This window comes from Bradyrhizobium sp. 1(2017), from assembly GCF_011602485.2.
Lineage (GTDB): Bacteria > Pseudomonadota > Alphaproteobacteria > Rhizobiales > Xanthobacteraceae > Bradyrhizobium.
The window spans coordinates 6085424-6104032 of the sequence record NZ_CP050022.2; the positions used below are offsets into that span (position 1 = coordinate 6085424).

The 18609-nt window shown below is 59.5% G+C and carries 17 protein-coding genes and 1 pseudogene; 5 read left to right on the forward strand and 13 right to left on the reverse strand.

The genetic code is table 11. The features are described 5' to 3' along the window. Positions 1 to 33 precede the first annotated feature (33 nt). The 7 genes from HAP40_RS28950 to HAP40_RS28980 all read right to left on the reverse strand — a co-directional run bounded on the left by HAP40_RS28950 (position 34) and on the right by HAP40_RS28980 (position 6987). Positions 34 to 645 carry a flavin reductase family protein gene (locus HAP40_RS28950; RefSeq protein ID WP_246741268.1) on the reverse strand — a complete coding sequence of 204 codons (612 nt, stop codon included), beginning with the start codon at positions 643 to 645 and terminating at the stop codon, positions 34 to 36. Beyond that, entirely contained in the window at positions 642 to 992 is a 351-nt protein-coding gene (locus tag HAP40_RS28955; RefSeq protein ID WP_166814570.1) for a VOC family protein, read from the reverse strand. Before HAP40_RS28955 ends, HAP40_RS28950 begins: the two co-directional genes overlap by 4 nt. Next, complete coding sequence (locus tag HAP40_RS28960; protein WP_166814569.1) at positions 989 to 2887, reverse strand: AMP-dependent synthetase/ligase; 1899 nt, start codon at positions 2885 to 2887, stop codon at positions 989 to 991. Before HAP40_RS28960 ends, HAP40_RS28955 begins: the two co-directional genes overlap by 4 nt. A 2-nt stretch (positions 2888 to 2889) precedes the next feature. Further along, positions 2890 to 3669, reverse strand: a complete 780-nt coding sequence (locus HAP40_RS28965; RefSeq protein ID WP_166814568.1) for an enoyl-CoA hydratase/isomerase family protein — start codon at positions 3667 to 3669, stop codon at positions 2890 to 2892. Between the two features lie 10 nt (positions 3670 to 3679). Further along, positions 3680 to 4834 (reverse strand): LLM class flavin-dependent oxidoreductase, encoded by a 1155-nt coding sequence (locus HAP40_RS28970; RefSeq protein ID WP_166814567.1) that lies wholly within the window; start codon positions 4832 to 4834, stop codon positions 3680 to 3682. A gap of 211 nt (positions 4835 to 5045) precedes the next feature. Next, on the reverse strand, positions 5046 to 5858 hold the full coding sequence (locus HAP40_RS28975) for a creatininase family protein (protein ID WP_334270721.1): 813 nt from the start codon (positions 5856 to 5858) through the stop codon (positions 5046 to 5048). Next, positions 5827 to 6987 (reverse strand): enoyl-CoA hydratase/isomerase family protein, encoded by a 1161-nt coding sequence (locus HAP40_RS28980; RefSeq protein ID WP_246741267.1) that lies wholly within the window; start codon positions 6985 to 6987, stop codon positions 5827 to 5829. Before HAP40_RS28980 ends, HAP40_RS28975 begins: the two co-directional genes overlap by 32 nt. Here HAP40_RS28980 and HAP40_RS28985 point away from each other — a divergent pair. Continuing rightward, entirely contained in the window at positions 6974 to 7528 is a 555-nt protein-coding gene (locus tag HAP40_RS28985) for an Lrp/AsnC family transcriptional regulator (RefSeq protein WP_166814566.1), read from the forward strand. The two genes, HAP40_RS28980 and HAP40_RS28985, sit on opposite strands and share 14 nt — an antisense overlap. Positions 7529 to 8056: 528 nt before the next feature. Here the strand turns inward: HAP40_RS28985 and HAP40_RS28990 are convergent. Both HAP40_RS28990 and HAP40_RS28995 read right to left on the reverse strand, forming a co-directional pair. Then, positions 8057 to 9760, reverse strand: a complete 1704-nt coding sequence (locus tag HAP40_RS28990; protein WP_166814565.1) for an amidohydrolase — start codon at positions 9758 to 9760, stop codon at positions 8057 to 8059. A gap of 374 nt (positions 9761 to 10134) precedes the next feature. Continuing rightward, complete coding sequence (locus HAP40_RS28995; RefSeq protein WP_166814564.1) at positions 10135 to 10374, reverse strand: hypothetical protein; 240 nt, start codon at positions 10372 to 10374, stop codon at positions 10135 to 10137. A 51-nt stretch (positions 10375 to 10425) separates the two neighbouring features. Here HAP40_RS28995 and HAP40_RS29000 point away from each other — a divergent pair, with 51 nt between their 5' ends. The 3 genes from HAP40_RS29000 (at position 10426) to HAP40_RS29010 (ending at position 12558) form a co-directional block, all read left to right on the forward strand. After that, positions 10426 to 10941 (forward strand): hypothetical protein, encoded by a 516-nt coding sequence (locus HAP40_RS29000; protein WP_166814563.1) that lies wholly within the window; start codon positions 10426 to 10428, stop codon positions 10939 to 10941. Between the two features lie 168 nt (positions 10942 to 11109). After that, positions 11110 to 11286, forward strand: a complete 177-nt coding sequence (locus HAP40_RS29005; RefSeq protein ID WP_166814562.1) for a hypothetical protein — start codon at positions 11110 to 11112, stop codon at positions 11284 to 11286. A gap of 894 nt (positions 11287 to 12180) precedes the next feature. Continuing rightward, positions 12181 to 12558 (forward strand): winged helix-turn-helix transcriptional regulator, encoded by a 378-nt coding sequence (locus tag HAP40_RS29010; protein ID WP_166814561.1) that lies wholly within the window; start codon positions 12181 to 12183, stop codon positions 12556 to 12558. 632 nt (positions 12559 to 13190) lie between these two features. Here HAP40_RS29010 and HAP40_RS29015 read toward each other — a convergent pair. From HAP40_RS29015 to HAP40_RS29030, 4 genes are all read right to left on the reverse strand, one after another. Further along, positions 13191 to 14366, reverse strand: coding sequence for an alpha/beta fold hydrolase (locus HAP40_RS29015; RefSeq protein WP_208024875.1), 1176 nt, complete (start codon positions 14364 to 14366; stop codon positions 13191 to 13193). An 893-nt stretch (positions 14367 to 15259) separates the two neighbouring features. After that, positions 15260 to 16387 carry an ABC transporter substrate-binding protein gene (locus tag HAP40_RS29020; protein WP_246741266.1) on the reverse strand — a complete coding sequence of 376 codons (1128 nt, stop codon included), beginning with the start codon at positions 16385 to 16387 and terminating at the stop codon, positions 15260 to 15262. 130 nt (positions 16388 to 16517) lie between these two features. Next, positions 16518 to 17351, reverse strand: coding sequence for an ABC transporter substrate-binding protein (locus HAP40_RS29025; protein ID WP_166814559.1), 834 nt, complete (start codon positions 17349 to 17351; stop codon positions 16518 to 16520). A gap of 363 nt (positions 17352 to 17714) precedes the next feature. Then, complete coding sequence (locus HAP40_RS29030; RefSeq protein WP_166814558.1) at positions 17715 to 18134, reverse strand: hypothetical protein; 420 nt, start codon at positions 18132 to 18134, stop codon at positions 17715 to 17717. A gap of 145 nt (positions 18135 to 18279) precedes the next feature. Between HAP40_RS29030 and HAP40_RS29035 the strand changes: the two are divergent. Further along, positions 18280 to 18485: pseudogene (locus tag HAP40_RS29035) on the forward strand (hypothetical protein); the annotation flags it as partial. Positions 18486 to 18609: the final 124 nt, after the last annotated feature.

Here is an 18609-nt window from a genome sequence, read left to right on the forward strand (position 1 = left end):
TCTCCGTCCATGAAGAAGTGATGCGTGCATAAATCAGGCCGACTTTTCAGGTCCGGCGCGATCGAGATTCGCAGGTACGGCAAATTGTCCCTGCCCGTAGACGAGGGGCTCGAGGTCGTCGCGGTGCATCTCGGCGAGCACCGCTCCGACAAACACGGTGTGCGTGCCGGTTGGATGCACGCCGATGACCCGGCAGTCGAAGCTGCTGAGGGCGTCGATCAAGATCGGCGCTCCCGTTCTAAGCGACCGCCACTCCTTCTCGACAAAGCGAATGTCGCCCTTGCTGCCGTCCTGGCCGGAGAACTTCTGGGCCAGCGGCACATGAGATGACGACAACACATTCCAGCCGAATGAACGGGTCTTAACGATCGTATCGTGCGCACCCGCCGATTTGTTGACGCAGACGAGAACCGTCGACGGCTCGACGGACAGCGAACAGGCGGCGGTGACGGTCAGGCCGTGGCGCGAGGGGTAAGATCCGGACGTCACGATCGATACTGCACCGGTTACGCCTCTGAGCGCCCTCTTGAACGAGGTGCTGTCGACGAGATCGTTTGGATCAAATTGAGCTTCGGCAGTCATGGCTTCTGTTCCGGCGTTGGTAAGTCGTTCCAGGCGAGCAACAAACAACGGCGCCCTGCTCATGCTTTGACTCGCTCGAAGAACTGGATCAGGTTGTTCTGCGGATCTCGGATCTGTGCGGTGCGACCGTGGCTGCCCATGTCGCGGATGCCCGAGATGTTGGTCCCGCCGGCATCGACGGCTTTCGCCAGCACGGCTTCAAGCCCCTCGACTTCGAAAACCACGACGGCGTTCGAAGAGGGTTGCACCGCCGATTCCTCGAGGCCTGCGATGCAGAACGCGGCTCCGTCTGTTGCGAACTGGATCCAGCGCTCGCCATCGGCGAAGCGAACCGGCATGCCGATCTCGCGATAGAACTGCGCCAGGGCCTCGGGGTTCGACGCCGTAAGGTAGGTGTGCTTGATCTTCATGGGCGGGCCCCGTGCGATCTCGATGCCGGCGACAGTTGTTCCTTGATGAGCTGCTCTTCGGAATCGTCGTAGAGCGTGTCGATCAGCGACTTGTAGCGCTCCATCAGCGGCTTGCGGCGCTTCTTGCGCGTTGGCGTCATGACGCCGGTATCGGGCGAGAGTTCTTCTGGCAGAATGCGGAACGACTTGATCTGCTCCACGCGCGCAAGACGCATGTTGGCCTTCGCCACCTCGCCTTCGATCAGGCGGGTCACGATCTCGGACATGGCGAGATCCTTGTACTCCCTCACCTGGTCGTCACGCGACCTCGCCCAGTCCATGCCGGCGGTGGCGTCAACCTCGATCAGCGCCGTGAGGTACTTCTTGCCCTCGCCGATCACGGCGGCTTCGGAGATATAGGGGCTCTGGCGCAGCTCGTTCTCGATTTGGGTCGGACTGACCGATTTGCCGCCCGAGGTGTTGATGATCTCTTTCTTGCGGTCAACGAGCTTGAAGGATCCGTCCGGCTGAACTTGGACGACATCTCCGGTGTAGAGCCATCCGTCCTTGAGCGCGGATTGCGTTTCGGCGGGCTTGTTCCAATATCCGGTGAAGAGGCCCGGGCCGCGAACGATCATCTCGCCGTCTTCGAGAACCCGGGTTTCCCAGGCCGGGTCCTGGACCGGGATGCCGACCGTACCGGCTTTCGACCAATCCGCCATCTGGCCGAGATTGCCGCCGACCATCTCGGTCTGGCCGTAGCACTCCTTGAGGTTCAGTCCCCAGAGTTGCCACAGGGTCATTACCTCCGACGGCATGGGGGCCGAGGCAGTATAGGGATAGGTGAGTTGATCGAAGCCGACTTCGGCAAGAAGCGGACGAAACACCTGCTCGCGGCAGACTTCGAACAGACCATCGAGAAAGGGATTCGCCTCGCGGCCGGCCTGGCGATGCGCCAGCACTGTCTTGGCGATCCGCATTGCGTGTTTGTAGTGTTGGCGGAACCGCGTCGAGCCGGACTGGACCTTACTCAGGATCAGCGCGGCATTGCGCTGATAGAACCGCGGCGGCGCCATGTAGAAGGTCGGCTTTACTTCGCGGATCGTCGCGGCGAACTCGGCCGTGGTTTCACCGAAATGCGGTACGACCCGCGTGATCAGCGGCTTCGTAGTCGCTTGCGCGCGCGCGACAGTGTGCGACATCGGCAGATGCACGGCAACGCGTTGCGGCTCCGTGGCGAGCGGCGGGCAGAACGTGATGTTTGTATGGGCGCCGGCAAGCAGCGCCGTGTGGCTGAGAATGGCACCCTTGGGATAGCCCGTCGTTCCCGAAGTGTAGCCGATCGTCGCGATGTCGGAGGCCTTCGCGATGGCGGCTTCTTCGGTGAGGGCCGCGGCAGCATCGACCGTCACCGCGCCGATGAAGTCCACCAACGTCGTGACGTTGTTCCCTGGCAACGCCCCGCTCCAGCCGGGATCCATAATGACGATCTTGTCGAGCGTGGCCGCCTGGCTACCGGCGAGGAAGGCGCGAAGCTGCGCCTCCCCCCCGACAAAGCCGATCCGCGCTCCCGAATCCTGCAGATAGTAATCGACCTCCTCGGGCGAGGACGTGAAGTAGATGCCGACCGTCACGGCGCCGGAGCAGATCGTGGCCATGTCGGCCAGCAACCACTCCTGCGACACGTCGCCCATGATCGCAACCCGGTCCCCGCGATTGAGCCCAGCGGCTTTCATCGCGGCTGAGATGCGGCAGACCAGCAAAGCATAGTCTTGCCAGGTGGTGCGAAGCCATTGGCCGTTCCGCTTTTGACAGAAGGCGACCTCACCAGCCCGCTCGACGCTTCTGGCCTTCAGCAAGCTCGGGATCGTCACATCGGCATATTGGGCGCCGGACGCCGGCAACGGCTCGGTCATCGTCATTTCTCCGCGAAGCGCCTGCGCTTTTCGGCGAAAGCCGCAACGGCTTCGCGCCGCTCGGGACTCGCAAAGGTCAGCGTTTCCAGCGCGGTCGACGTGTCGAGCAGCAGGTGGGTGTACTCCTTGATGATCTTGTTGACGGAATACTTGGTCCAGACAATCGCGTCGCGCGGACCGCTGGCCAGCATTTCGGCGTACTCGATCGCGTGGTCGCGGACGTCGCGTCCGGTCACTACCTCGTTGATCAACCCGATCGCCGCCGCCTTCTCGGCGGAAATGAAATCACCCGTCATCAGATAGTGCTTGGCGCGCGCCGGCCCGATTAGCAGCGGCCAGATGACCGCGCCGCCGTCACCGGCGACGACGCCGGCCGTCACATGCGTATCGGCAAACCGGGCGCTCGACTGCGCGAAGACGATGTCGCACATCAGGGCGAGCGTCGCGCCAAGTCCGACGGCGGCGCCGTTGACCGCGGCAATGATCGGCGCTTCGACCTCGAGAATGTTGCGGATGAGGTGACGCCCTCCGCGGGTCGCCGATGGAATCGTACCTTTGTCGAGCGTCTTCTGGTCACCGCCTGAGCAGAAGCCGCGGCCGGCGCCGGTCAGCACGATGGCGCGAACGTCCTTGTCGGAATCGAGGTCGACGAAGACCCGCTCCAGCTCGTCGTGCATCTCCCAGTTCACGGCGTTGAGGATCTCGGGGCGGTTCATCGTCACGACGGCGACGCCGCTTGGCCGCTTGTCGACGAGCAAGTAGGTGTAGCTATGGGATGTCATGTTTCTCTCCTCAGGCGGACTTGGCCGCCAGCGCTTCGTTTTGCGGGCGCATCGCCCTGATCCCGTCAAGGATCTCGTCGGTGGGGCGAACGACGTTGTTTCGGTCGTTGAAGTGGGGGATGACGTAGCGGCCGACCATCTCGACACCCTCCATGATTTTCTCGTGCGTCACAGAGTCGAGATGCAGCAGCACCTCCTGGATGCCCATCGCCTGGAACTTCTCGATCTGGCGGATGACGGTATCGGGGCTGCCGCAGACCGTCGTGCCCGAGTGATTGAGCAGGTAATCCCAGTCGCGGCCGGCCCGCTCCATGGCGGGCACGCTCTCGCTCATGTAGGAATAGTCGTCGGCGAGCTTGGCAAGGCGCGGATAAGCGTCCGTCGAGATGCGCGCGTAGTGCATCAGCGCTTCGGCGTAGTCGTCCTTGGCGGCCTGATCGGTCTTGCCGATTCCGAAGAACAGAGGCACACCGACACGTGGGCGATCGAGCGGCCCGGTCTCGTCGCGCTTCCAGGCTTTGTGATAGGCATCGATCAGCTTCTGCTGGTTCTCGAAGCCCTGGTAGATCGTGGCGCTCATGAGAGCGAGGCCTTCGGCACCGGCCCAGGCGTGGCTGCGCTCGCTCGTCGCAGCGATGCCGATGACGGGATAGGGCTTCTGCAACGGCTTCGGCACCAGCATGCGCGGGGGAACCTGGTAGTATTCACCCTCGAACGTGAAGATATCCTCGCGCATCGCCTTGCGAAGCAAGGCCATGCCTTCTTCCATCTGCGGCAACGTTTCCTTGGGATCGACGTTGAAGGCGCGCATCGCGATCGTAGTATTGGCGCGACCGCAATACATCTCCATGCGCCCGTGGGACAGAATGTCGCTGACGGCGAGCCGCTCGGCGGAACGCAGCGCGTGGTTGATGCGCTGGGGCATCAGGGTCACCGCGGTGCGAAGGCGAATCCGCTCGGTGACGGCGGCAAGGTAGCCGAACACGACTTCGGGCGCGGAGCTCGAGATTCCGCCGAGTGCGACATGCTGCTCTGACAACGCGACGAAGTCGAAACCCATCTTCTCGGCCAGCCTGGCCTCGTCGACAAGTTCGTGTAGTCTGCGAGCATAACTGTGTCCGACTTGCGTTTCCTGCTCCGACCACAATCCAAACTTGAGTGACATTCAGCGCTCCCTTGGCGTCGCTTTTTGATGCAAGGAGAGTGTCACAGGTCGCGCAACATTTTCTCCCGAAGGTGCCACCGCGAGATGCGGGCTTCCCTATTTTATGCTGCGCGAGGGATGTGCGTGGTGTTGAACTGGTGTAGCGATCCTGACGAAGAAAGAAGCCGCGACAGAAATTGCGGGGTAAGGAGTCCGGGAGAATGACGTCGCGTCAATCGACGGTGCAAAAGTACTTCGTCAGGAGGCAAGCGACGTCATGCAGGCATTGTTCACCGATTGCGGCCGACGAGCCACGCGGATCGCCGATGATACCGTTTCTGGATACGGACACGATGCCGTTATTCCACATTAGATCCAGTTGATCGGGTGTCAGCGCACCGAGATGGCCGCGCGCGAAGCGATCGACGCGGACGCTTTCCGGCCGAAGCTTGAGCATCAGCGACGTCTCGGCGATATCGGCGTGCCCGCCGACATGGTCCGGATCACCGCCTGCCTCCTGCACTGCGTGCTTCCAGCATCCGATCCAGGCTTGGGAGTCCGTATAGGCGGCGATGCGAACCTTGCCGTTCGTTGCCTGCCGCAACCGCGGCAGCATGTCTGCCAGAACCGGAAAATTCCCGATGTGGCCGGAGAATAGCAGAATGTGCTTGAAGCCGTGAAGAACGAGGCTTGTGCAGTAATCCTGGCACACCGCTTCAAATGTCTCCTTGCGCAACGAGATCGTCCCCGACAGCGCCAGATGATGCGCGGAGCAACCGACCGTGATGATCGGCGCGATCAGCGTCCTGCCGAGCTCTTGCGCGATCAACACCGCCAGACGTTCGGCGTGATCGGCATCCATGCACAGCGGTAGATGGGGACCATGCTGCTCGATCGCGCCGCAGGGGATGAGCACAGTATCGAAGCCGTCACTCAACGCGTTCGACACGTCCTCGAACGTCATGAGTTCGAGCTTCAAAGCGTCTATAGGCGTATTATCGACCATCTTGCTTTCATTTCCGGGCGAGAAACCGTGCGCGAGCATCCGCAGACTCGTCATTGTCGAGATATTGGCTGAGGTCGTCGACCGTCATCTGTTCAAGCTGTTCGTCGCTCAACCGTCCCGTCATATTCAGCGATCTTTTGATGGCCGCAAAGAGCTTTCGGTCTTTGCTGCGGAAGTTGCGGCAGATTTCGATGGCGCGATCCAGCACGACGCCGGTGTCCACGACCTCGTCAAAGGCGCCGATCTGCATCGCTTTTTGCGAATCGATGAGCGCTCCCGAGTAGAGCAAGGCCTGTGCCGCCCGCTTTCCCAAGCGCAACGCAGCCTGGCGAATACCCTTGGCCACCGGCAATAGGCCGTGATTGATCTCGGGAAAGCCGATCTGGGCTTTGTGGTCGGCAATCACGTGATCGGCATGCAGGAGAAACTCGAGCGCGCCGCCGACCGCGTAGCCACGCACGGCACAAGCGACCGGGGCCGGATAGCGTTCGAAGGCACAGAGCACGGCATGGAAGAGACGAATGCGCGGAGTTGCGACTTTCACCCCGGTGACCTCGCGAATATCGCCGCCGGCACTGAAGAAGCGATCTCCCTCGCCGGTCAGGACGATACCGGGCGGTTCGGGCTCGGCTTCCAGGCGTCCGATCTCCTCAAGCAATCGCGCAATCAGCGCATGATTGAGCGCGTTTGCTGGAGGCCGGCTCATCGTAAGGACGACAAGGTTCGGCTCGCGCCTAATCTTGAGAATGTCTGTATCCGTCATGCGCGACAGGCTAACGGAGTGGGCGTTGAATGAACTGCCGTATTGCGTGAGGCTCGATCCGATCGGCGGCAGAAATGATCGCGCTGGGCGCCACGCACCGACTTTTCTGCCGCGCCGACTTCGTGGTCGTTTGTTCGAGTCCGATGGCCACCGTGGCACGCCGATTGAGCAATTTGATCCATTTCTGGTCAGGCCATTGGATCTAAATTGGTCAATTCGCAGCGCGGCTTTTGGCATAAATTTCGAGGTTGTCCGTTTTTCGATATAAGATGACAATTTAGCGAAATACAGACCTGCAGAGCCGCCGTAGCCTTCCTGAAATACCTGAAGCTGCGGCTCGCACCCACAAAAACTCGCCCGGCGGGTATTTGGGAAGGCTAAGGAGGTCTCGATGAGCTTTGACACGCTGGACAAGATCGATCTGCGGATCCTGCAGGAACTTCAAAACGACGCCAGTCTCACCAACGTTGAGTTGGCATCGCGTGTCAACCTGTCGCCATCGCCTTGTCTGACGCGGGTCAAGAATCTCGAGCGTCTCGGTGTGATCAACCGACGCGTGGCCGTCGTCGATCCCCAGATCGTCGGCCTGCGCGTCATGGCCTTCATACAGGTGACGCTCGAAAAACATGCGCAAAGCGTTCGCGACGGTTTCGCCACCGAGGTCGGCCGCATCGACGAGATCATGGACTGCTATCTCATGGTTGGCGATCAGGATTATCTGCTGCGCGCCATCGTGTCCGACGTCCCCGATCTCGAAAATCTGATTGCGCGAATATCGCGCATCACCGGCGTCGCAAGCATCCGTTCGGGCCTCGCCGTCCGAAACGTGTCCTGCCGGCGCGCCCTTCCGCTCGACGTTTCACGTCCCATTCAAGTGAGGTCGGCAACAGGCCATTCCGAACGATCTCGTCCGTCGGTGCATCGTCACCTGCAGGCTCTCGCCTAAGGGATTGCGTCCGCCTTCGGTATTACAACTGACCGTTGTGACGGCTACGACTTCAATGGGTTAGAGAGCCAAGCGAGGGGCACAGGTGCATTTCGCGCGCAAAGTACCTTTTCGCCGAATCGCTGAAGAAGGGCCCTGCTCTAAGCGAAATCAGGTTCGCCCCGCACCTTATAACGGTCTGGTTGCGGGTTCGAATCCTGTTGGCCCACCAAGAATATCAATATCTGGCTTAGTCTTGTTGCCCCGAGCGCGATCATCGCACCAGATACGCGCCCTGTTACCTTGCAAGGTACGCACTTTGGCGCCAGTCATTGATTCGGCAAGAGATCCACACCGAATCTCGTTAGCGAGACCGATCCGAAAATCCAGGAGTCAAAATCGGCAAAGCGTTGTTCTCAGAGCTTTTCCACTAGATGAACTACGACCGGAAATCCCAAAAGCTGAATGCGATCAGCGACAGCGCGGAGGCAATCCCAAGTGAAGAATAGTTAAGCTACCGAACGACGGCGGCTATGTCTTTCTTTTGTATCAGCGCTGAAAGACGACTTTCCCTCCGACGAGGGTGATGTCCGCCTTGATGTCTTTGATCTGCTCTTCCGGTATGGCCATGAAGTCCGCGGAAAGGACCGCGAGGTCGGCAAGCCTGCCCGGCTGGATCGTACCCTTTCGGGTTTCGTCGAACGTGTAGCGCGAAGCTGCCGACGTGTAGAGGCGAAGTGCCTGTTCACGACTGATAGCTTCAGCCGCGCCATAGGCGCTGCCATTCGGATCCCTCCGCGTCACCATGATGTACATGTTGAGGAACGGGTTGATCGGATTAACGGGGAAGTCCGTTCCCGCGCCGAGGTTGTCCAGCCCCATCTTCTCGATCAAGGTCTTTGTCGGTACGGCGCGATCGGCTGTCGGCCGCCCCAAAAACCGCTCCACGGTCGCAGCCTTGTCCCACATGAAGACGTTCTGGAAATCGATCCTGACACCCAACTTGTGAGCGCGCTCCATCTGCTCGGGCCTGATCAGACTCGCGTGGATCAGAACGAAACGACGATCCCGTATGGACCTTTCCTTGTCGGCCGCCTCGAAGGCGTCGAGCACTTGGTCGATGCCGAGATCGCCGACAACGTGCACGCCGACGCGCCAGCCGTAGCGATTGCAGATCGAGACGAGTTGAGCCAGCCGCTCGGGCGTCTGCTGAGCGATGCCATGGTAATTGTCGTGGGAATCCGGGTAGACGTCGCGCATCAGCGCCGTCTTCAGCGTCATGCCGCCGTCGTAGAAAATCTTGATGCCGGCAAACCTGACCCAGTCGTCGCCGAATCCGGACGAAGCGCCATTACCCGACATGATCGCTTCCCAGGCGCTCAGATCGGCGGGCGGCTCGGGTCTGTACATCAATCCCGTCCGCAGCGTCGCGTGTCCGGACGCGGCGAGCTTCTGCAGCGTACGGACGTCGCGCGCTTCCGTGGCGCCTTCGACCGCGCTCGTGATCCCAAAACTGTTCAGCGCTCCTTCGGCAAGCGTGAACTGTCTGATTTCATCCTCTTCGGTCCACGGCGGAACGGCCTTCTCGACCCGATCGATCGCGGTCTCCACGAGGACGCCAGTCAGTTCGCCTGCTGCGTCGCGCTCGAAAGAGCCACCGTCCGGGTTCGCGGCGGTCTTGTCGATGCCCGCCTTCTGCAAAGCCATCGAGTTCGCCATCGAGAAATGCCCGACGGTGCGCAAATAGACCGGATTGTTCGGAGCGACGCTGTCGATCTCCTGCCTCGTCAGGTAGCGCTTCTCCGCGAGTTGTGACGGCGGATGCCACGCTCCACCAACGATCCACTCGCCCGGCTTCTTTTTGGCGGCGAAGACCTTGATGGCCTCGAGCGCTTCCGGGACCGTCTTCGCCCGGCTCATGACAACAACATAGTCGCCAAGTCCAGCCGCCTTGAAGTGGGCATGGGTGTCGATCAGGCCGGGGATCACAGTCTTGCCGGACACATCGAGCACGCGTGTGCGCGCTCCGGCGAGTGTCCGGATGGACGCGTTGCTACCTGTCGCAAGAATCTTTCCGTCCCGAACGGCGATCGCCTCGGTCACGCTGGATTGCTCGTCGAGGGTCAGGACCTTTCCGTTGACGAGAACGAGATCCGGCGAATTGACGTCCTCCTGCTGGGCTGCAGCGGGCGCTGCGGCTGCGAACAGAATTCCCGCACCGAGTATTGCAAGCGCCGTCGACCTGCAGACCATTCCAACCTCCCCAATAATGTGTTCAATAGGCGAACATTCAATCTTTCTTCGATGATAGCCGGGTGCATCAAATCGGTCCAACGATCTGGAAGCTGCTCACGCCGCGATGGTGGCACCTTCATCGACGACGACGGTCGAACCGGTCGAGACGGATTGCGTGCGAGAAGAGGACCGCGTTCGCGATGTTCGCTACGGTGGAAGTATAACGCCGAACTGGTCGCTACTCGTTTGGAAGGGACCTGGTTTGACAATTCCCGGAGCGTCACTTTCAGGCGTCAGAACCAATATCAAAAGCATCGCGCTGGGCCCGACCTCCGAGCAGACGCGGCTACTACTCAATCAGACCTTCACAAACACATTGACCCACTGATCCATCACGCATGGAGGTAGACAAACGCATGATGCCGGCCTTCGCTGCAATTAAGAGGGTTTCGCTTTTTCTTGAGGTTCTCGTCTACATCGTCAACCGCATCAATCGCTTTCGCGGCATACTGAACCGCAGCGCCGTCGAGCGCGATCGTGGCAATGGTCACCAGGCTGGTTGGCGTCAACAGCGAGGCGAAAGCGCTACTCAGTAGAGAGACAGCCCCAGTTGCACCGGACTGGCCCAGCACCCGACTCTGCGTGCCCTACTGCAGTGCAACGGTGAACGGCGACTGCCCGCCTTGAAGCTGGACAGCGATGTCCTGAAACTGGGCCTCCATTTCATGCCACGTTCGATAGAAACCTTCGCCGGCACCAACGATCTTTATTTCGCATACGAGCATGGCCGCGGCGTCGCGGAAAATGAAGGCCCCACGGTGCACTATAATTACCAGCTGTTGCAGGCGATGCCCGCGGGCTTCCGCAATTTTATGATGTACCAAGCCTGCATCCTCAATTATCGCAGCGACCAGGGCCTGCGCAAGCCGATCAACAAGACCGATTACACGAGCTATGAAATCACGGCGGACTGCAGCGCCGTCATCCGCCTGCGCGATGAAAATCGCTTTACCCCGGACGATCTGCGCTCGGTGGAAATCCTGCTGAACACGGAAGATCGCGAAAGACATGACGGGCCGGACACTGAGAAAGCTCAGCGCCGCAAACGCAACATCGCGCAGTGCTACTACCGGAACATGCCAACGGAAGGCACCAAGCCTGCAGCGAAGTCCAGCCAAAACCCGCCGAATACGCCTTAAACTTCCTGCGCGATTGCAGTCACGAGCTGTCGTTTGAGTTTGATCGGTAGCTGACCGATCTGCCGGCCGAAGTCGTCGTTGGGCAATTGATTTTCCTAGTTGCCGGTAGATTTGCGCGCGCCGCGCTATGTGTTAGACCGCGCCCCTCAACATTGAAGGAGCGTCAAGTTGGCTAAGAAGAAATTGGTTCGCCGTGAGTGGACGCTCGCGGAATTGCGGACGTTGAAAAAGCATTCGAAAGATCGGACGCCAGTCGCGAAGATTTCAAAAGAGATGAAGCGTACGGAGGGCGCCCTCCGTCAGAAGGCGCTCAATCTGGGAATCGGATTGGGACACCAGCGGTAATTGAAAACTCCACCGATTGCATCCGGCCGCCAGTTCCCGATATCGATTTAACATCCATCTAACGAGATCGGGGTACAGACTATCGATTGTGCGATGGCGGCGGCCCTGCACTTGACCGAGGCCGAGAGCTCGCGGTCCGCCAGCCCCATCGGCGAGCTTCTCGCCTCGGTCAGCTAAACTGCCGTAGTTAAAGTTTAGAGCGACTGTGACCTAGATGACATTGTGCTTCGGCTGGCTCGCGGTAGGCTTACACCTGCCGGGGCTGGACCACATATTTCACTTGCAATTTTTTAACCCGGCACAGGCCCGCAGTGGTCCGCCGCTGCGGGCCATTTTGTTGGGCACACCGATCAGTGCACGGACAGGCTCACCCCGTGGATCGGCACATTCTTATTATTGAGGGTCTTGATCCGAGCGGCAAACGACGTGCCTACTGTGCACACAGTGTCGGCCGTTTCCGCGATTTTTCGCCCGCCTTGCCCATTCGTTGAGACTGACGCCAGGGTGGCCGCGGTCCAGTGTGCTCCGGCGTCGCAAGTCACCGCGACGGTCAAATCAGTGTTGAGCGTCGGTGAAGCAGAGTTGTCGAATTCCGAGCGAAGCTGATCGACTGCCGCTCATCCAGAAGGTTGGCACCGGCATTTCCTGTCTCATCCACAAATGCAAACATGTCTCGTCTCAAGGCGGCTGCCACGACACTAGGTATGCAATCATCAAATCAGGAGTTGCGATGGCAAGATAGGAATTTTCCCTGATCAAACAGCCGCTACCCTGCGACTACCGACCTAAGGCCTGACCCTACGCTTCCGGCGCGCGCTGGGACAACTCGTAACCCAAAGGATATCGTTCGGTGGTCATTCCAAATCTAAACACCCTTTGGTCAGTGGTCGGCAGATGAAGATCATTAAGAGGCTACCGGGCTTCCCGGTCGAGCGTGCGCTGGGGGTCCTTGCGGGACGATGGAAGGCGGTCCTTATCGATGTGCTCGCGGATGGTCCGCAACGCACATGCGACCTGGAAAAGCGCATTTTCGGCATCACGCAGAAGGTGTTGATCGAGCAACTGCGAGCGCTCGAGGAGCATGGGATGGTAAGCCGGCGGCCCAAGGTCGGCGACAGTCAGGCGATCGAATACCTGCTCACCCCGCTCGGCAAGAGCTTGCGGCCGGTGCTGGATTCCCTCATCGATTGGGGAGCCCATCACGCCAGGGAACTCGATGAAGTCGATGGGCTACTGCCATGCAACGCGGTCGTTCGAGATCGCAGTACCTGACGCTTCTCCCGGCTATCGCCGTGCAAAAGTTCTAGACGCATCTGTCGTCACGTTAGGCGATGCCGTGCGCGACATCTAGAACGGCCCGAAAGACGTTCGGCGTTACAGCCGGCGGCTTAATAAAACCAGACTTCTCCGGCATGACCGCCGCGGGCGTCCAGCGCCAGCCCAGCTGGTCTGCTGCGGGTGAGAGCGACGCTCGGGGCGGTGATCAACACCGGTGGCTAACGCGCAGCCACAGCAATTTGTGGCCCCCTATTCGAGCCGGTATGCCGCAACAGCATCCTCAATCCAGCGGACAGAAGCCCGCGCCGAGCCACTTGTGCACACGGGATCGAGGCTTCGCCGCGGGCCCCGGATTCGCAGATGAGACGTTATGCAATAAGTCAGCCAGTGACCGATTGAGCTGAGCTACTTAGACGAGTAGCGATATAAGTCCCATGAGAACTAAAGAAGGAATTTGCGTAGTTCTTCTTGAAATATTGGCGCGCCGGGATCCTGTGGAAGCAGCATATGGTTTTTACCAGGGAGTGCCACAAACCTCGCTCCGGGAATTTCCGCTGCTAGGTCGCGACCGGAGGCGACCGGCACCCTGCGTTCATCGCGAACGTGCATAACAAGCGTTGGCGCCTTTAGCGCACTGCGCACTCGGCTGAGGCGCTTAGACGTTGAAGCTCATTGAAGGCGTCTGCTTGTTCCTTCGTGGCATCCGGCAACATCGAGGCGATGAACAGTTGCCGAAAAGTCGGATCATCTGCGCCCCACCCGAGTTTCATCAACGTTTTCATTGCAGCAAACCGCTCTCGATCAGCGGCCGTGTAGTTAGGGTTCTTGTTCGCGCCAACGGCGAATCCACCATAAAGAATTAGATGCGAGACGCGTTCGGGATGCCGCGCTGCAAATGCTATAGAAACCGCGCAGCCCTGCGAAAACCCAAGCAACGGAAATCTGTCGAGACCGGCTGCGTCGGCTACGCTCTCCATATCCTTGACCCACGCATCAAGAGAAAGCTCTCCGACATCCCAGTCAGACAGACCGTTGCCACGCGCATCGTACCTCACGAGGGTAAATGACGAAGCAAGCCCAAGCAAGAAGTCGCGCTGGAGCGGAAAGTCCCAGTCGTACTCGAGATGGCCGAGCCAATGCGCCGATTTCAACAGACCAGGTCCCGTTCCCACTTTAGCATAGGCTAACCGCACACCATCCGTGGCTCTGCAATAGCGAATTTCCTGCTTCAGGTTGGCTGCCGATAAAACTCGCGTTGCGGGCGATCCTTCCTCGTTCAGGTCAATCGCATAAACTTCGATTGGGCGAGTAATGTTCTTTAAATTCTGGCGGCCTAACTCGCGCAAAGGGAAGTTAAGCTTGCCGTCGATCTGGTCAAGGACTTGGCGAGAGATGCATATGCCGCCTCGCACCGCAATGCTCTCAAGCCGCGCAGCTACGTTGACGCCATCTCCGAAGATATCGCCCTCGTCCTCAATAATGTCACCGACGTTGATCCCTACCCGAAACTCGATACGTCGGTCCGGACGCACGCTTGCATTTCTGTCGATCATCCCACGCTGCACTTCGACCGCGCATTTTACAGCCTCAACAGCGCTCGAGAACTCCACCAACATGCCGTCACCGGTTGTCTTGATCAGGCGGCCACGATGGGATTTGAGTTTCTGATCAACGAGCTCTCGGCGGTGCGCTTTCAATCCCGCTAGCGTGCCCTCCTCATCCTCCCCCATCAGCCGCGAATAACCGGCGACATCAGCTGCCAATATTGCCGCTAGCCGGCGCTCGACCTGAACGTCTGTCACGGTGATCCTCATTTCCTTGCGTATGGCAGGCGAAGAAGCTCGTGCATGTCCAACGGAAAATAAATCGACGTGCGAATTAGATCATTGGCGGGGGTGAAGTTGCAAGTGGCTGTAATAGCTAACTTATTCTTTAGCGGAGGCGATTACACGCAAGTTGCGAGCCCAAAAATCGACCAGACGGAGAAAAAAATCCGCGAATGAGAGTGGGGCCGGTCCCTGAATCGCGAGGCGCTGAGGAATGACCCACCCCCTACCCTGACCTTTGCAAGTTGCTCCGTGTGCCGTTGCAAGTTTCCCGGGTGCCGCTCCGATTCATCGTCTGGTTCAATAGAGGGGGTGCCCACCTGTGGGCACCCCCCTCTCGCCAAACTGTTTGTGCTATCGCGAGCTATCTCGCAAAGTGTCGCGAATTCACGATTGTGCGGTCAGTCACTGCTCGCGAGATGAAGGGGGGCACATGGGTGCCCCCTTTTCTCTCGCGCTCCACCCTGAGTGGGCTTTTTGTTTTTATTTCTGAACTTTTTGCGTGCGAACCAGGGAGACCGGTCTCCTCATCATCGCCGCCAGACTTTGAGCCCACCCCCGCCCTGTCAACCCGACTGTCAACCGTGTCAACCTTGTCAACCTAACTTGCAGTCCCTTCGGCTAGCGCGGCGGCGCGGTGCGAATTACCCGCACTGAAATCTGACCGCCAGAGGGACCCATGATGCGGGGCAGTTGTCGCGCGACACCTACATCGTGCCACGACGCGCAAGTTGCCATTCCATGGTGATAAGAGGTAAGCAGTTCCATCGCGTCATTTACGGACGTTCGCCCGCTATTGCGGGAATATTGTTGAGGCAGAATTTTCGACTTTTTCAACACAACCAGCCCTAAGCAGAAGTACGCCTTCCTCATTCGATCACTTCGTCGGCGCGGGCGAGGAGCCCTGCTGGTATAGCCACATCGAGAGCCTTTGCCGTCTTGAGGTTGACCGCCAACCACAGCTTGCTCGGAAATTCGATGGGAAGATCGCCCGGGTGTGCCCCCCTGAGTATCTTGTCCACAAAATAGCCTGCGCGACGAAAGCACCAGCGCAAGTCAACGCCATAGCTCACAAGGCCGCCGTGGATAACGTGCTCGCGATATCCGAAGACGGTCGGCAGCCGCTTTTCAAGCGTGATAGCTCCGATCTCCTGGCTCATGTTGAGCAGCAGGTTCGTCTGAAGGACAACGGCGACATCGACCTTTTCGTTCGCCAGCGCAGCGAGCGCATTCGGAATGTCCTTCGCCGCACTGGCATCTGCTTCGACCACGCTGAGGCTCAAAGTCCCACAGGCTGCCCTCAAATCCCCCACTTGAGGCGGCCCCTTAGGATCGTTAATGTTGGTCAGCAGTCCGATGCGCCGCGCCTTCGGAGCGATTTCTCGCGCGAGTTCAATTTGCTTGGTCGGCAAACCCGCGATGTAGGGCTCAATGCCCGTTACATTTCCTCCTGGGCGAGCCTCGCTGGCAATCAAGCCGAGATGGACCGCATCGGCAAGCGCGGGACAGACAATAGGTATTGTCGATGTTACGTTTCGAGCAGCGACCGCTTCTAGCGTTGCTGGCACAGCGATGATATCGGGTTTGAGCAGAGCCACGATCTCCTCAATAGACGGTACGCGGTCCGGAAAGATGTCCTGTCGCCGAATGATATCGATGTTACGGCCCTGTTCGTAGCCGAGCTCAGAGAGCCCCTTAACGAAACTGCCGAACAAGTCTAATATGAACTGGGGAAGCTTCACCCCCGGAGGCGCAGCTCCCGCCCATGCGATGAGCGGACGTTTTCGCACAGGCTGCGCGCTCAAGCCCCAACCAAACAATGTCGATCCTGCTGCAGCGCCAATAACGCTGAGATATCCGATGAACTCCCGTCGTCGCATGTGTCCCCCTGTACGGGCCACGCTATTGGCTGCTGAGGTTAGCACCTTGCGACGGTCTGTGCGGCAATTTAGCGAGCTTGTTGCCCCAAGATGCAATTGCCGGAAGATGGTCGACATGGGTCACCAGCGGCGGTCAAGCGCGGCCCCGCGTCCGGTCCACCGCCGACAGCCGACATCACGATAGCTTCGGCATTGTTCGGCTAAGGGCCATAACCGGTCGTGAGCAGCCTCGGCAACGCCCGGGTCGTTATTCGATTACCTCGTCGGCGCGGGCGAGCAGCATGTCAGGCACCGTAAGACCGAGTGCCTTTGCAGTCCTTAGATTGACGACGAGGTCGAGCCGGGTAGGGAACTCAAAGGGTAAATCGGCTACGGGAGTGCCCTTGAGTATCTTATACACGTAGGTCGCAGCGCGGTAATTGCATGCACGAAGGTCAATTCCATAGCTAATGAGCCCGCCCGCATCGACGAGTTCGCGGTATCCATAAACGGTCGGGAGCCGAGCTGCCGCTGCGACGGCGGCGATCTGAGCCCGATCCAAGAGCAAGAAGTTCGCCTGCAGAACGATGACGACATCAACGCGCTCCGCTTTGAACCTTCTGAACGCGGGTTCAATATCCTCGGTTCTCTGAGCATCCGCACCGACGATCTTGATTTCAAATTTCGCGGCGGTGGCGTTGATTTCGTCCCATTGAGGCGCTGTTTTGATGTCGCTCGTATCGTTTACGATCCCAACTTTCTGCGCGCGGGGAACGATTTCCCGCGCGATCTCAAGCTGCTTTGCAGGCAACCCACGCACGTAGGGCATGATACCGGTCAGGTTGCCAGTCGGACGGCGAACATCGGCTTCCGACAATCCAAGCGCGGTCAGGTTTCCCAACGCTGCAACAACAATCGGGATGGTTGATGTTGCCTGCTTGGCGGCAAGCGCATTGGCGCTGGCGGCGGCAAAAATGACATCGGGGCGGAGCTGAACCACCTCCCTCGCTACCTCTGGTAACTTCTCGGTAGACGCGGCAAGTCGGAACGTTATGTCGAAATCACGCTCCTCGATATATCCGAGTTCTTGCAGCCCCTTCAAGAACGCTGGCCAAGCTCCGTAACCTTTGCGCTGAGCTGGCGTACCCGATCCAAATGTGCCGATAAGGGGCCGTTTCCTCGGAGTCTGGGCTCGTACGACAGACGGCCACGCAATTGCTGCACCGCCAAATAGCGTCACGAACTCGCGTCGTCTCATGTGTCCACCCCGGCTCAGGAGAGGGAGACTTGTCGTGACAAATCATAGCACGTTGAGAGGGGCGGAGCTATTTTTCATGACGTGTGTGTTGGGTAGCTGTCGAGGTCTGTTTCGGGTCACAAGCTCACGCTCGGAGGCTGCGCGCCGAGGTCGGCTACGGGCCCAGAAGCTGACCTTCCATGTGGCCCCCCACGACCAAAAGCACCTTCATTGCGCCAGCTCGTCGAGTAAGGCCTTGGCCTGCTTCAAATCCAACGTGCCGAAGCCCTCGGTGAACCCGCCGTAGATAGGCGCGAGGAGATTGCGGGATTCTCTGCGCTTGCCACGGTCGCGCCAGATCCGGGCCAAGCTGGTGGCAGCGCGCAGCTCTAGGCATTTGGCGCTCTGGCGACCCGCCACGTCTAGCGCACGCTGAAACCACCCTTCTGCTTCGGTCCCGTCGCCGCTCCGCCTGGCAAGCGTCAGCTCCCCAGTTAACCGGCAGATTTCCGCCTCCCATCGTCGCTCGCCAGTTTCTTCGACAACGCGCGCAGCCCCGACCAGCGCGGTTAATCCTTGCTCGATTTCTCCGGCCCACGCCGATGCTTCAGCCAGCGACGCGAGATAATAGGGCCGACGGATGCGCACGCCCGTCGGCTCGACGGCCGCGAGACCGCCGCGAATCTCCGCGGTCGAACAAGGCTGAAGGGCTGCGAGAGCCCCCGCGCCATCCTCACCGCCTCGCGCGCCGTGGCAAGCGCTTGCTCGGGGAAGCCAAGCGGCGCCCGCCCCAGACGATGACCGCCGAGAATTCCTAAAGACGTGCGGGCGTTTCGCCGCCGTGACGCCTCCAGCCATGACGCTCCTACTGTCGACGTCGCTCACATCAGATGCAATTGCGAAGTCCGGCGGTGGACCGGCCGCCCGCGTGGCAACAATGGCAAGGGCAACGGCGGCGGCGACGGCAGCTCCAACGGGAAGACCGATATAGGCCGCTGAGTTGAAGGCTGCTTGGAACGATCTGCCAATTACCAAGTTTTCCTGACACCCATCCCCAAGTGGGTACCCTGTCGGGCTCCAGCTCTTCCACCCGCCCCGCTGTGAGCTGGAGCCCGTCTCGTTT

Excerpts from the sequence above, each read along its gene's own strand:
- HAP40_RS28950 (WP_246741268.1), bottom strand. The coding sequence starts at position 645 with ATGAGCAGGGCGCCGTTGTTTGTTGCTCGCCTGGAACGACTTACCAAC.
- HAP40_RS28955 (WP_166814570.1), bottom strand. The coding sequence starts at position 992 with ATGAAGATCAAGCACACCTACCTTACGGCGTCGAACCCCGAGGCCCTG.
- HAP40_RS28960 (WP_166814569.1), bottom strand. The coding sequence starts at position 2,887 with ATGACCGAGCCGTTGCCGGCGTCCGGCGCCCAATATGCCGATGTGACG.
- HAP40_RS28965 (WP_166814568.1), bottom strand. The coding sequence starts at position 3,669 with ATGACATCCCATAGCTACACCTACTTGCTCGTCGACAAGCGGCCAAGC.
- HAP40_RS28970 (WP_166814567.1), bottom strand. The coding sequence starts at position 4,834 with ATGTCACTCAAGTTTGGATTGTGGTCGGAGCAGGAAACGCAAGTCGGA.
- HAP40_RS28975 (WP_334270721.1), bottom strand. The coding sequence starts at position 5,858 with ATGCTCGCGCACGGTTTCTCGCCCGGAAATGAAAGCAAGATGGTCGAT.
- HAP40_RS28985 (WP_166814566.1), top strand. The coding sequence starts at position 6,974 with ATGAGCTTTGACACGCTGGACAAGATCGATCTGCGGATCCTGCAGGAA.
- HAP40_RS28990 (WP_166814565.1), bottom strand. The coding sequence starts at position 9,760 with ATGGTCTGCAGGTCGACGGCGCTTGCAATACTCGGTGCGGGAATTCTG.
- HAP40_RS29010 (WP_166814561.1), top strand. The coding sequence starts at position 12,181 with ATGAAGATCATTAAGAGGCTACCGGGCTTCCCGGTCGAGCGTGCGCTG.
- HAP40_RS29020 (WP_246741266.1), bottom strand. The coding sequence starts at position 16,387 with ATGTCGACCATCTTCCGGCAATTGCATCTTGGGGCAACAAGCTCGCTA.